Source organism: Streptomyces sp. NBC_01408 (genome assembly GCF_026340255.1).
GTDB lineage: Bacteria > Actinomycetota > Actinomycetes > Streptomycetales > Streptomycetaceae > Streptomyces.
Genome location: NZ_JAPEPJ010000001.1, coordinates 4,321,362 through 4,333,197 on the forward strand (window position 1 = coordinate 4,321,362; position 11,836 = coordinate 4,333,197).

Genomic DNA, 11,836 nt, shown 5'->3' on the forward strand with positions numbered 1-11,836 from the left:
AGGAGGCTTCGCCATGACTGCCGCTCTGCCCACCCTGCCCGTCCTGCACTCGGAATGGATCAAGATCCGGTCCCTCCGGGGCACGTTCGGAGCCCTGATAGCCGTCTTCGTCGCCACGGTGGGGATCCAGGTGCTGACGGCGGCGGCGATCGGCCAGGCCGAGGCGGGCAGCATGGGTGAAGACCCGCTCCTCGCCGCCTTCTACGGACTCAACTTCGGTCAGATAGCGGCCATCGTCTTCGGGGCGAACGCCTTCTCCGCCGAGTTCCACAACGGGGCGCTCCGCACCAGCTTCACCGCCGTGCCCCACCGCACCCGCTTCTACCTGTCGAAGATCTCGATGGTGGGCGGACTGGCCCTGGTCATGGGACAGGTCACCGGGTTCGTCACCTTCGTGGCCGGCCAGTCGTTCATGGGCCCCTACGCCCTCGAACTGGGTGACCCGGGTGCCGTCCGGGCCATCGTCGGCAGCGGGATCTACCTGACCGTCGTCGCCCTGCTCTCGGCCGGGCTGACTGCGCTGCTGCGCAGCGGCGTGGCCGTGACGAGCCTGCTCATACCCTTCTTCCTCATCGTGTCCTTCGTCGTCGGTGAGGCCGTGGGCGGGTTCGGGCAGTACATGCCGGACCGTGCCGGGCAGATGGTGATGCGGGTCGAGCCGCACGGTGACCTCGGCCCGTGGAGCGGGCTGGGCGTGATGGCGCTGTGGGCCGCGGTCGCAGTGGTCGCCGGCTGGATCGCGGTGCGCCGACGGGACGCGTGACGCCGGACCAGTTGTCAGTGGCGGTCGGGATACTGACGGTATGACCACGGCAGAGCATCTCGACACGATCGACCGGCTGCGGGTGACGGACTTCCCGCCCGAGCCGGTCTGGTCCGGTGGGCAGAGCAGCGGCCCGGGTTACCACCTGGTACAGATCGGCTGGACCGCGGACTTCAGCGAGGACGGCGGAGCCGGCCGGGCCGAGGCGACCGACCAGATCAACGCCGAGTACGGGGCACTGACCCAGGCCCTGACCGACCGGTGGGGGGAGGTGCAGGTGTTCAGCGTGGAGTCGCTCAGAGCCAGGGGGCTCGAGGGGGAGGAGATACCGGAGCCCTGGGACAAGGTGAGCGGCAGCACCGACCATGTGCACGCGTGGCAGGTGGAGGGCAGGTGGCTCGTGGCCTACGTGGCGCAGTGGGACGGCGGTGAACCGTACACGCTGATGGCAGCGGTCACAGTGACCGACCCGCCGTAGCCCGGCGGACGGTGGGGCAGGGCGGGCAGGGCGGGCAGGACAGCGGGTCAGGCTCGGTCAAAGAGCCCCGGTGCCGAGCCGTATCGTCCTGGGGCTGGGCGCGGCTACCGCCCCCGCAGCCGTTGCCGCCCCTGAGGTTATCGAGGTCGAGGTGTGGGGCCCAACTATGAGAAGTGTGTGGCACCGGGCACCACATGGCTGGGGTCGGCGAAGAAGATCGACGGGGCCCACTACGTCCACCGCACCTGCTAGCCCGCACATGCAAGGGGGGACGGGGGAGAGGGGGGATGGGGGAGAGGCGGGCGGAGCGGTGCTCGCCCCGGAGTCCTCGCGCGTCTTGAGCCGGTGGCGCGGTCGGCGGAGTGGGTCAGGGGGTTTCGGGGGATTCCGCGGCCGCGCGGAGGCGGGCGTACTCCTGGGCCATGGTTTCGGCGGTCCAGTGGGCGTTGAGGCCGCTGGGGTTGGGGAGGGCCCAGATGCGGGTGGAGCCGATGGTTCGGTCCTGAGGGCCGATCTGTGCCTTCCGCTCGCCGAAGGCGGTGCGGTAGGCGGTGACCCCGACGACCGCCAGCCACTGGGGGCGCAGGAGTTCCACCTTGGCCCTCAGGATGCGGCCGCCCTCGCGGAACTCCTCGGCGCTGAGTTCGTCGGCGCGCGCCGTGGCGCGGGCCACGACGTTGGTGATGCCGAGCCGGTAGGTCAGCAGTTCCTCCTGCTCACCGGGGGCCAGGCGGCGCGGCGTGAAGCCCGACAGGTGCAGGACGGGCCAGAAGCGGTTGCCGGGGCGGGCGAAGTGGTGACCCGTCGCGGCGGAGAGGAGCCCGGGGTTGATACCGCAGAACAACACGCGAAGACCACCCGCGACCACGTCCGGGAGGACGCGGTCGCGGGCGGCGGTCAGCTCGTCGGGGGTCAGAGGATCGACCCCGGCGTGTACCCGGCGGCCTCCGGGTGCTGCTTGGCGATCGCCTCGATACGGGAGACCACCGCGGCGACCTGGTCACCGGCGGCGCCCGTGAAGGACAGCTTGTCGGCCATCAGGGCGTCGAGCTGGGCCCGGTCCAGCGGCATCCGCTCGTCGGCGGCCAGCTTGTCCAGCAGCTCGTTGCGCTCGGCGCCCTGCTCGCGCATGGCGAGCGCGGAGGCCACCGCGTGCTCCTTGATGACCTCGTGGGCGGCCTCGCGGCCCACCCCGGCCCGCACCGCGCCCATCAGGACCTTGGTGGTCGCCAGGAACGGCAGGTAGCGGTCCAGTTCCCGGGCGACGACCGCGGGGAAGGCGCCGAACTCGTCCAGGACGGTCAGGAACGTCTCCAGCAGGCCGTCGAAGGCGAAGAAGGCGTCCGGCAGGGCCACGCGGCGGACCACGGAGCAGGAGACGTCGCCCTCGTTCCACTGGTCGCCGGCCAGCTCGCCGGTCATCGAGGCGTAGCCGCGCAGGATGACCATCAGGCCGTTCACGCGCTCGCAGGAGCGGGTGTTCATCTTGTGCGGCATCGCGGAGGAGCCGACCTGGCCGGGCTTGAAGCCCTCGGTGACCAGCTCGTGGCCGGCCATCAGGCGGATCGTCTTGGCGATCGACGACGGGGCGGCGGCCAGCTGCACCAGCGCGGTGACCACGTCGTAGTCGAGCGAGCGGGGGTAGACCTGGCCGACCGAGGTGAAGGCCTGGGCGAAGCCGAGGTGGGCGGCGATGCGCTGTTCCAGGTCGGCGAGCTTGGCGGCGTCGCCGCCGAGCAGGTCGAGCATGTCCTGGGCGGTGCCGACCGGGCCCTTGATCCCGCGCAGCGGGTAGCGGCCCAGCAGGTCCTCGAGGCGGTCGTAGGCGACCAGCAGCTCGTCGGCGGCCGTCGCGAAGCGCTTGCCCAGGGTGGTCGCCTGCGCGGCCACGTTGTGGGAGCGGCCGGCCATGACCAGCTCGGCGTGCTCGCCCGCCAGCTTGCCGAGGCGGGACAGGACGGCGACCGTGCGGTCACGTGCCAGTTCCAGCGAGAGCCGGATCTGGAGCTGCTCCACGTTCTCGGTCAGGTCGCGCGAGGTCATGCCCTTGTGGACGTGCTCGTGACCGGCGAGGGCGTTGAACTCCTCGATGCGGGCCTTGACGTCGTGTCGGGTGACCTTCTCGCGCTCGGCGATGGAGGCGAGGTCGACCGTCTCCAGGACGCGCTCATAGTCCGCGAGGGCGGCGTCCGGAACCTCGATACCGAGGTCCTTCTGGGCGCGCAGCACGGCGAGCCACAGCCGCCGCTCCAGCGTCACCTTGTACTCGGGGGACCACAGGACGGCAAGCTCCGCGGAGGCGTAGCGGCCGGCCAGGACATTGGGGATGCGGGGCTTGGCTGTCACGTGTAGGGATTCTACTTGGGCCGCGGCTGTGCGTTTACGCAGGTAGGGGCCCCGACTCCGATTGTGCCTTGCTACGAGAGCCGCTCGCCCCCGGAGGCCTCGTACGGCAGCAGTTCCGGGCGCTTGGCCGGGCGGCCGTCCCCGGAGGAGCGGCCCGTCAGACGGCGGCCGACCCAGGGCAGCAGGTGCTGCCGGGCGAAGCTCAGGTCCTGGGAGCGGCGCAGGGCCCAGCCCGGGGGCGCGGAGGCGGGCAGTTCGGTGCGCCAGTCCTCCTCGGGCGGCAGGCCCAGGGACTGCCAGACGGCCTCCGCCACCCGGCGGTGGCCCTCGGCCGTCAGGTGCAGCCGGTCCACGTCCCACATCCGCGGATCCGCGAGCGCGGCAGCCCCGTACAGGTCCACGACCACGGCGCCGTGCCGGGCCGCGAGCTCCTCGATGACGGCGAAGAGCTCCTGCATGCGCGGACGGAAACGTTCCATCACCGGCCCGTTGCGTCCCGGGGAGCGCATCAGCACGAGCTTCTTGCAGGAGGGGGCCAGCAGCTCCACCGCCTCTTCCAGGTGCCCGCGCACCCGGCCCATGTCGACCTTGGGGCGCAGCGCGTCGTTCAGACCGCCCACCAGGGTCACCACGTCGGCGCCCATGGCCGCGGCCAGGGGTACCTGATCCTCGGCGATCTGTCCGATCAGCTTCCCGCGGACGGCGAGGTTCGCGTAGGCGAAACCGGGCTCGCGTGCGGCGAGCCGGGCGGCCAGCAGGTCGGCCCAGCCGCGGTAGGAGCCGTCCGGGAGCAGGTCGGACATCCCCTCGGTGAAGGAGTCACCGACCGCGACAAAACTGGTGTAAGAGGCATTCATCTCCATGACGGAGCGATGCTACCGGTCGGTACCCCGGCCCCGCAGGGCCGGGGACCCACCAGCCTCCGACGCGGCCTACGCCGAAGCGGGTCTGCCGAACAGCTCGCGCAGCACGTCCTCCATCGTGACCAGGCCGGCCATGGTCCCGTCCGCCCCCAGCACGGCCGCCAGATGCGTACGGCTGCGCCGCATGGCGGTCAGTACGTCGTCCAGCGGAGTCTCGGCGCGGACCTGGGCGATGGGCCGCAGCGCCGACAGCGGGAACGGTTCGTCCCGCTCCGGCCCCGCCGCGTCCAGGGCGTCCTTCACGTGCAGGTAGCCCAGGATCCGGTGCTGTGCGTCGATCACGGGGAAGCGGGAGTAGCCGGACGTCGCCGACAGCCGCTCCAGGTCGGCCGGAGAGATGCCCAGCCAGGCGGCGACCACGTGGTCCGCCGGCAGCACCACATCGGTGACCGGCCGTCGGCCCAGCTCCAGGGCGTCGTGCAGCCGCTCGCTCGCCCGGTCGTCGAGGAGCCCCGCGTCACTGGAGTCCTTGACCATCCGGGCCAGCTCGTCGTCCGTGAACGTGGCGGCCACCTCGTCCTTCACCTCCACCCGCAGCAGGCGCAGCAGGGCGTTGGCGAAGGCGTTGATCGCGAAGATCACCGGCTTCAGCGCCCGGGTGAGGGTCACCAGGGGCGGTCCCAGCAGCAGGGCGGTGCGCACCGGCTCCGCCAGTGCCACGTTCTTCGGCACCATCTCGCCGAACAGCATGTGCAGGTAGGTGGCCAGTGCCAGCGCCACCACGAAGGAGATCGCGTGCGTCAGGCCCGCGGGCACCCCGACCAGGTCGAACAGCGGGGTCAGCAGGTGCGCGATGGCGGGCTCGGCCACCACACCCAGCACCAGGGTGCACAGCGTGATGCCCAGCTGCGCCGCCGCCATCATGGCCGACACGTGCTCCAGGCCCCACAGGACGGCTCGGGCCCGCCGGTCGCCCTCCTCGGCGTACGGCTCGATCTGGCTGCGCCGGACCGAGATCAGCGCGAACTCCGCGCCGACGAAGAAGGCGTTGACGACCAGGGTCGCCAGGCCGATCAGCAATTGGATCACGGTCATCGGTCCCCCTCCGAACCCTGGGTCCCGGCCGGTCCGTCCGGCGCGTGCAGCAGCACCCGCGCGGCCCGCCGCCCGCTGGCGTCCACCACGTCCAGCCGCCAGCCGTCCAGCTCCAGGCTGTCGCCCACCGCCGGGATCCGTCCGAGCTCGGTCGCTATCAGGCCGGCCAGGGTCTCGTACGGGCCGTCCGGCACCCGCAGTCCGATCCGCTGGAGCTGGTCGGTGCGCGCGGCGCCGTCGGCGGAGTAGAGCAGCCGTCCGGAGGCGTCCGTACCGGCCGATGCCAGGTCGGGGGTCTCGTGCGGGTCGTGCTCGTCGCGGACCTCGCCCACGACCTCCTCGACGATGTCCTCCAGCGTGGCCACGCCGGCCGTGCCGCCGTACTCGTCGATGACCACGGCCATCGTGCGCTTGCCGGACAGCCGGTCCAGCAGCCGGTCCACGGTCAGGGACTCCGGTACGAGCAGCGGCTCGCGCATCAGGTGCGACACCGGGGTGCGGTGGCGGTCCGTCGCGGGCAGGGCCAGTACGTCCTTGATGTGGACGGTGCCGACGACGGTGTCGAGGCTCCCCCGGTAGACCGGGAAGCGGGACAGGCCGGTGGCCAGCGTCGCGTTCGCCACGTCCTCGGCCGTGGCCTGCGCGTCGAGGGCGGTGACCTGGACGCGCGGGGTCATCACGTTCTCCGCGGTCAGGTCCGCCAGGTTCAGGGTCCGCACGAACAGCTCGGCGGTGTCCTTCTCCAGCGCGCCGGCCTTGGCCGAGTGCCGGGCCAGCGCGACCAGCTCCTGCGGGGTGCGGGCCGAGGCCAGCTCCTCGGCCGGCTCCATGCCGAGGCGGCGCACCATGTGGTTCGCCGTGCTGTTCAGATGGCCGATGAGCGGTTTGAAGGCCCGGCTGAAGACGCGCTGCATGGTGGCCACGCGTTTGGCGATCGCCAGCGGGGAGGAGATCGCCCAGTTCTTGGGCACGAGCTCGCCGACGACCATCAGGACGATGGTCGACAGCACGGTGCCGATGACCAGGGCGGTGGAGGAGGCGGCGCCGGACGACATGCCGAGCGCCTGGAACGGGCCCTGGAGCAGGGCGGCGATCGAGGGCTTGGAGATCATGCCGATGACCAGGCCGGTCACGGTGATGCCGAGCTGGGCGCCGGAGAGCTGGAAGGTCAGGCTGCGGACGGCGGCCAGGGCGCTGTCGGCCCCGCGCTCACCCCGCTCGACGGCCCGTTCGAGCTCGCTGCGCTCGACGGTGGTCAGCGAGAACTCGGCCGCGACGAAGACCCCACAGGCAAGACAGAGCAGCAGCGCCACGAGGAGCAGGAGCACTTCGGTCATCGGTCGGTCACCTCCGTCCCATGATCGGCCAGGAGGAGGGGTGTCGCGCGATGTCGCATACCGGAATGCCGGGGACTGGGAGGCTCGCCCATGGGCGGACGCTCACACCTTTCGTTCGAGTGGACTGGTGACCACATGGTAAAGGACGGGCAAAGGGAGACCGTCATCCTTCTGGTGGAGCGGACCGGATGATGGGATCCGGGCATGAACGATCTTCACATCGGCCCTGCGGCGGCAGCCGAACTCAGCTCCGTACTCGACTTCTGGAAGAGCGCGGCCGAAGGGACGAGTATCAGCGACGACCTCGCCGGGATCGAGCGTCTCCACGAGCGGGACCCCCACGCGCTGCTGCTCGCCCGCCGCGACGGTGAACTCGTCGGCACGGTGATCGCCGGGTTCGACGGCTGGCGCTGCCACCTCTACCGGCTCGCGGTCCACCCGGGGCACCGCAGGCAGGGCATAGGCACGGCGCTGCTCGCCGCCGCCGAGGAGCGGTTCGCGGAGCTCGGCGGGCGGCGCGCGGACGCGATGGTGCTCGACCGCAACGAGCAGGCGCACCCGGCGTGGGCAGCGGCCGGATACGGGCCCCAGGAGCAGTGGACCCGCTGGGTCAAGCCGCTCGGCCGCTGATCCTCACCCGGGGGAGCGGCGGGCGGAGCCGATCACGCAGTACGAGGTGGGCAGGGCCGGACCGCGCTCCGGCAGCCGGAAGGCGCGGTGCGAGACGATCCGGAAGCCCGCGGCCTCGATCGAGGCGAGCGGGTCGCGGGAGGTGTGGCAGCCGCCGAAGAGGCGGGGCCAGACGGTCCGGTCCAGCGCGCGCTGGACGGCAGCCATGCCGGGCCCCGGGGCCAGGCCGTGTTCGAGGAAGCGCAGTTCGGCGTCGGGGCGCAGGACGCGGTGCAGCTCGGCGAGGGTGCGCGGGAGGTCCCGTACGGTGCACAGCACCAGGGAGGCGACGGCGGCGTCGAAGGCCTCGCTCTTGACCGGGAGGGCTTCGGCGACACCGGGTACGACGTCCACCGGGACCTCGGCGCGCAGGGCGGCGGAGACCGCGAGCCGGCGGAGGGTGCGCTCCGGTTCGACGGCCACCACCTCGGAGACGGCGCGCGGGTAGTGGGCGAAGTTCAGGCCGTTGCCGGAGCCGATCTCGATCACGCGGCCGGAGACGCCGTGCAGCAGCTCGCGGCGGAGGGCGGCGATGCCGTGGGTTTCGGCGGTGGCGCTGGCGCGGGCGTAGAACCGGGCGAAGAGCGGGTGGTGCACGGAGTCGGGGGGCGGTTTGCTGCGCGGCGACATGACGGACCTCCCGGGGCGGGGGACGGGGCGCATACCTTCAGCGTGCCCTTTCCGCTGGCGCTCATCCCTGGTGGGGTGGTGCTGCGCCGCCGCTGCCGGGGCTCCGCCCCGGGCCCCCGCGTCACCCGCGCCGCCGCTGCCGGGGGCTCTGCCCCCGGGCCCCCGCGCCTCAAACGCCGGCGGGGCTGGTGGTGGCTGGGTTCGGTTAGGCCGGCCAGGTGGTCAGGAAGGACTGGGGGGACCAGGTTCCGTGCAGGGGGGCGGCCAGCCATGAGGGGGCCGCGGTGCGGAAGGCGGGCGGGGGGGTGGAGCCCGCGCCGTGCGGGATCGCGCCCAGCAGCGGCAGGTCCGAGACCTTCGGGAGGTCCGCGAGGTTGCACCGGGAGGCCAGGTCCGGGGACGCGGGCCAGCTGCCGACCACCAGGCCCAGTCCGGTGAGGTCCCGGGCCCGGAGGGCTTCCGCCGTCAGGGCGGCGGAATTGAGGGTTCCGAGGCCTGCGGGGGCCACCACCAGCACCGGGGCGCCGATCAGCCGGGCCGCGTCCGCGAGGGTGTGGCCTTCCTCGTCGAAGCGGACGAGCAGTCCGCCCGCGCCCTCCACGAGCACCAGGTCGTGGTCCCGGGACAGCCGTTCCGCGGCCTGCGCGATGTCCGCAGGCGAGAGCGTCGGCAGCCCCGACCGGCGGGCCGCGGTGTCCGGGGCCAACGGCTCCGGGTAGCGGGCCAGTTCCACCGCCGTGACGGTGGGGCCCGCCAGCCGGACGGCCTCGGCGGCGTCCCCCGGCTCGTCCGGGCCCACGCCGGTCTGGGCGGGCTTGAGCACCGCCACCGAGAGGCCGGCGGCCACCGCGGCGGCGGCGATCGCCGAGGTGACCACCGTCTTGCCGATCTCCGTGCCCGTGCCGGACACGACCAGTACGGACATCTCAGCCTTCCCGCGCCGCCGCGCACACCGCGCGGCAGATGCGGGCGACGTCGCCGTCGCCGGTGACGAAGGGCGGCATGGTGTAGATCAGGTCCCGGAAGGGGCGCAGCCACACGCCTTCCCGGACCGCCGCCCGGGTGGCGGCCGCCACGTCGGCCTCGTGGTCCAGCTGGACCACGCCGATGGCGCCCAGCACGCGTACGTCCCGGACCCCGGGCAGGGCGGCCGCCTCCGCAAGGCCCTCGCGCAGGCCCGCTTCGATCCGCTTGACCTCCCGGGCCCAGTCCTGGCCCAGCAGCAGGTCGACGGAGGCCAGGGCGACGGCGGTGGCCAGGGGGTTGCCCATGAAGGTCGGCCCGTGGGCCAGCACCGGGACCTCGCCCTGCGAGATCCCCTGCGCGACCCGCTCGGTGCACAGGGCCGCGGCTAGCGTGAGGTACCCGCCGGTCAGCGACTTGCCCACGCACAGCACGTCGGGCGTGATCCCGGCGTGGTCGGCCGCGAAGAGCGCGCCCGTACGGCCGAAGCCCGTGGCGATCTCGTCCAGGACCAGCAGGACCCCGTACTCGTCGCAGAGCTCGCGCAGCACCCGCAGGTATCCGGGGTTGTGGAAGCGCATGCCGCCCGCGCCCTGCACCACCGGCTCCACGATCACGGCGGCCAGCTCGTGCGCGTGCGCGGCGATCAGGCTGCGCAGGTGGGCGGCGTACGCGGGGTCGACGGGCGTGTCGAAGCCGCCGGGCGGCGCGTCCGCGAAGACCTGCTGGGGCAGGTGCCCCTGCCACAGCTCGTGCATCCCGCCCTGGGGATCGCAGACGGCCATCGGCTGCCAGGTGTCCCCGTGGTAGCCGCCGCGCCAGGTCAGCAGCCGGGTCTTGCCCGTCCGTCCCAGCGAACGCCAGTACTGGAGGGACATCTTGACCGCGACCTCGACGGCGACCGAGCCCGAGTCGGCGAGGAAGACGTGCTCCAGGCCGGCCGGGGTGATCTCCACCAGCTTCGCGGCCAGCCGGACGGCGGGCTCGTGGGTGAGCCCGCCGAACATCACGTGTGACATCCGGCCCAGCTGGCCGGTCACGGCCTCGTTCAGCACCGGGTGGTTGTACCCGTGGATCGCCGACCACCAGGAGGACATGCCGTCGACCAGCTCGTCCTGCCCCTCGGCCGGGGCGGCGAGCCGCAGCCGGACACCCGAGGCGGAGGAGACGACCAGCGGCTCCTGCCGCCCGGGCATGGGGCCGTACGGGTGCCAGACGTGCTGCCGGTCCAGAGCGAGCAGCTCCTCGACCGGCAGCGGGTCGTGCGCGGCGTGCGGATCAGGCATTGGGGGCGAGATCCGTTCCCGCTCCACGACGGCGCACCGCCACCAGGTCGGACCGCACCTCACCGGCGCCGGCCTGCGCGGCCGCCGGTACCGGCGCCGGCTCCTGGGCGGCGGGCGCGTGCCCGGAGCAGCCGCCGCAGGCCGAGCCGCAGCCCGCCCCGTCGGCCGCACCGGAGGGAGCCGCCGGGCCGCAGACCGAGGCGCCGCCGCCGTGCGATCCGCAGCCCCCGGCCGTAGCGGCCTCCGCCACGTCGGCGCGGTGCGCGGGAAGGGTCGTCGTACCGGCGCCCTCCACCTCGAAACCGGCGTCCGCGATCATGTCGAGGTCGGCCTGGCCGGCCTGGCCCTCACTGGTGAGGTAGTCGCCCAGGAAGATCGAGTTGACCAGGTGCAGGGCCAGCGGCTGCATCGTGCGCAGGTGCACCTCGCGGCCGCCCGCGAGCCGGACCTCGACGTCGGGGCAGACGAAGCGCACCATGGCCAGGATCCGCAGGGCGCGCTGCGGGGTGAGGTTCCACTCCTTGGCGAGCGGGGTGCCCTCGAAGGGGATCAGGAAGTTGACCGGCACCGAGTCCGGGTCCAGCTCGCGCAGCGAGTAGACGACGTCGACCAGGTCCTCGTCGCTCTCGCCCATGCCCGCGATCAGGCCGGAGCAGGCGGACAGGCCGGCGGCGTGCGCCTTCTGCACCGTGTCGACCCGGTCCGCGTAGGTGTGGGTCTTGGTGATCTGGCCGTACGTCGCCTCGGAGGTGTTGAGGTTGTGGTTGTACGCGTCCGCGCCCGCGTCGCGCAGCCGCTCCGCCTGGCCGTCCGAGAGCAGGCCGAGGCAGGCGCAGACCTCGACGCCCTCGTTCTGCTCCTTGATCGCCGCGATGGTCTTCCCGACGCGGTCCACGTCCCGGTCCGTCGGACCGCGGCCGCTCGCCACCAGGCAGACCCGCTTGGCGCCGCCCGCGACACCGGCCGCCGCGGCCTGGGAGGCCTCCTCCGGCTTCAGCCAGGTGTACTTGAGGATCTCGGCCTTGGAGCCCAGACGCTGGGAGCAGTACGAGCAGTCCTCGGGGCACAGGCCCGACTTCAGGTTGACCAGGTAGTTCAGCTTGACCCGACGACCGAACCACTGGCGGCGCACCTTGCCGGCCGCGGCCACCACGTCGAGCAGTTCGTCGTCAGAGGTCGCCAGTACGGCGAGTGCCTCTTCGCGGGTCGGCAGCTCGCGCCGCAGCCCCTTGTCAACCAAGGTGTTCAGCAGATCCATGACGCCGATCCTGGACCACACGACCACTCCCGGCCAAGGAGAGAATGAACAACATGGCGTGATCCGAGTGTGTGTATCGCCACACCTGACGCTCAAGTCACGGCCGTTAAGGTCGGGCAGGTCTGTGGACTGCCGACAAAAACCGAGG

General features: G+C 72.5%; 12 protein-coding genes and 1 pseudogene. 4 read left to right on the forward strand and 9 right to left on the reverse strand.

Annotation, left to right across the window (positions count from 1 at the left end; translation table 11 throughout):
- Window positions 1-13 precede the first annotated feature (13 nt).
- The 3 genes and pseudogenes from OG447_RS19715 to OG447_RS19725 form a co-directional block, all read left to right on the forward strand.
- Entirely contained in the window at window positions 14-763 is a 750-nt protein-coding gene (locus tag OG447_RS19715) for an ABC transporter permease (RefSeq protein ID WP_266938125.1), read from the forward strand.
- Window positions 764-803: 40 nt separating this feature from the next.
- Window positions 804-1,241: a hypothetical protein gene (locus OG447_RS19720; RefSeq protein ID WP_266938126.1), complete on the forward strand. Its 438-nt coding sequence runs from the start codon at window positions 804-806 to the stop codon at window positions 1,239-1,241.
- A 156-nt stretch (window positions 1,242-1,397) separates the two neighbouring features.
- A pseudogene (locus tag OG447_RS19725) lies at window positions 1,398-1,493 on the forward strand (DUF6355 family natural product biosynthesis protein); the annotation flags it as partial.
- A 115-nt stretch (window positions 1,494-1,608) separates the two neighbouring features.
- Here OG447_RS19725 and mug read toward each other — a convergent pair.
- The 5 genes from mug to OG447_RS19750 form a co-directional block, all read right to left on the reverse strand.
- On the reverse strand, window positions 1,609-2,157 hold the full coding sequence (gene mug / locus OG447_RS19730) for a G/U mismatch-specific DNA glycosylase (RefSeq protein ID WP_266938950.1): 549 nt from the start codon (window positions 2,155-2,157) through the stop codon (window positions 1,609-1,611).
- On the reverse strand, window positions 2,154-3,587 hold the full coding sequence (purB, locus tag OG447_RS19735) for an adenylosuccinate lyase (protein WP_266938127.1): 1,434 nt from the start codon (window positions 3,585-3,587) through the stop codon (window positions 2,154-2,156). The genes mug and purB overlap by 4 nt, the downstream gene beginning before the upstream one ends.
- 71 nt (window positions 3,588-3,658) lie before the next feature.
- Entirely contained in the window at window positions 3,659-4,450 is a 792-nt protein-coding gene (locus OG447_RS19740; RefSeq protein WP_266938128.1) for an SGNH/GDSL hydrolase family protein, read from the reverse strand.
- A 69-nt stretch (window positions 4,451-4,519) separates the two neighbouring features.
- Window positions 4,520-5,545 (reverse strand): hemolysin family protein, encoded by a 1,026-nt coding sequence (locus tag OG447_RS19745; RefSeq protein WP_266938129.1) that lies wholly within the window; start codon window positions 5,543-5,545, stop codon window positions 4,520-4,522.
- Window positions 5,542-6,882, reverse strand: a complete 1,341-nt coding sequence (locus tag OG447_RS19750; protein WP_266938131.1) for a hemolysin family protein — start codon at window positions 6,880-6,882, stop codon at window positions 5,542-5,544. Before OG447_RS19750 ends, OG447_RS19745 begins: the two co-directional genes overlap by 4 nt.
- A gap of 204 nt (window positions 6,883-7,086) precedes the next feature.
- Here OG447_RS19750 and OG447_RS19755 point away from each other — a divergent pair, with 204 nt between their 5' ends.
- Complete coding sequence (locus OG447_RS19755; protein WP_266938132.1) at window positions 7,087-7,512, forward strand: GNAT family N-acetyltransferase; 426 nt, start codon at window positions 7,087-7,089, stop codon at window positions 7,510-7,512.
- Window positions 7,513-7,515: 3 nt separating this feature from the next.
- On the opposite strand, the gene OG447_RS19760 is transcribed toward OG447_RS19755, so the two are convergent.
- The 4 genes from OG447_RS19760 to bioB form a co-directional block, all read right to left on the reverse strand.
- Entirely contained in the window at window positions 7,516-8,181 is a 666-nt protein-coding gene (locus tag OG447_RS19760) for a class I SAM-dependent methyltransferase (RefSeq protein WP_266938133.1), read from the reverse strand.
- A gap of 205 nt (window positions 8,182-8,386) precedes the next feature.
- The gene (gene bioD, locus OG447_RS19765; protein ID WP_266938135.1) at window positions 8,387-9,106 is read right to left on the reverse strand and encodes a dethiobiotin synthase; all 720 of its coding nucleotides are present in this window, start codon (window positions 9,104-9,106) and stop codon (window positions 8,387-8,389) included.
- A gap of 1 nt (window position 9,107) precedes the next feature.
- Window positions 9,108-10,430 (reverse strand): adenosylmethionine--8-amino-7-oxononanoate transaminase, encoded by a 1,323-nt coding sequence (locus OG447_RS19770; RefSeq protein WP_266938136.1) that lies wholly within the window; start codon window positions 10,428-10,430, stop codon window positions 9,108-9,110.
- Window positions 10,423-11,688 (reverse strand): biotin synthase BioB, encoded by a 1,266-nt coding sequence (bioB, locus tag OG447_RS19775; protein WP_266938137.1) that lies wholly within the window; start codon window positions 11,686-11,688, stop codon window positions 10,423-10,425. The genes OG447_RS19770 and bioB overlap by 8 nt, the downstream gene beginning before the upstream one ends.
- Between the last annotated feature and the right edge of the window lie 148 nt (window positions 11,689-11,836).

What these genes read in the sequence shown, in the direction of transcription:
- bioB (WP_266938137.1), bottom strand. Translation starts at nt 11,688, where the DNA reads ATGGATCTGCTGAACACCTTGGTTGACAAGGGGCTGCGGCGCGAGCTG.
- OG447_RS19715 (WP_266938125.1), top strand. Translation starts at nt 14, where the DNA reads ATGACTGCCGCTCTGCCCACCCTGCCCGTCCTGCACTCGGAATGGATC.
- bioD (WP_266938135.1), bottom strand. Translation starts at nt 9,106, where the DNA reads ATGTCCGTACTGGTCGTGTCCGGCACGGGCACGGAGATCGGCAAGACG.
- OG447_RS19760 (WP_266938133.1), bottom strand. Translation starts at nt 8,181, where the DNA reads ATGTCGCCGCGCAGCAAACCGCCCCCCGACTCCGTGCACCACCCGCTC.
- OG447_RS19750 (WP_266938131.1), bottom strand. Translation starts at nt 6,882, where the DNA reads ATGACCGAAGTGCTCCTGCTCCTCGTGGCGCTGCTGCTCTGTCTTGCC.
- OG447_RS19740 (WP_266938128.1), bottom strand. Translation starts at nt 4,450, where the DNA reads ATGGAGATGAATGCCTCTTACACCAGTTTTGTCGCGGTCGGTGACTCC.
- OG447_RS19745 (WP_266938129.1), bottom strand. Translation starts at nt 5,545, where the DNA reads ATGACCGTGATCCAATTGCTGATCGGCCTGGCGACCCTGGTCGTCAAC.
- OG447_RS19755 (WP_266938132.1), top strand. Translation starts at nt 7,087, where the DNA reads ATGAACGATCTTCACATCGGCCCTGCGGCGGCAGCCGAACTCAGCTCC.
- OG447_RS19720 (WP_266938126.1), top strand. Translation starts at nt 804, where the DNA reads ATGACCACGGCAGAGCATCTCGACACGATCGACCGGCTGCGGGTGACG.
- OG447_RS19770 (WP_266938136.1), bottom strand. Translation starts at nt 10,430, where the DNA reads ATGCCTGATCCGCACGCCGCGCACGACCCGCTGCCGGTCGAGGAGCTG.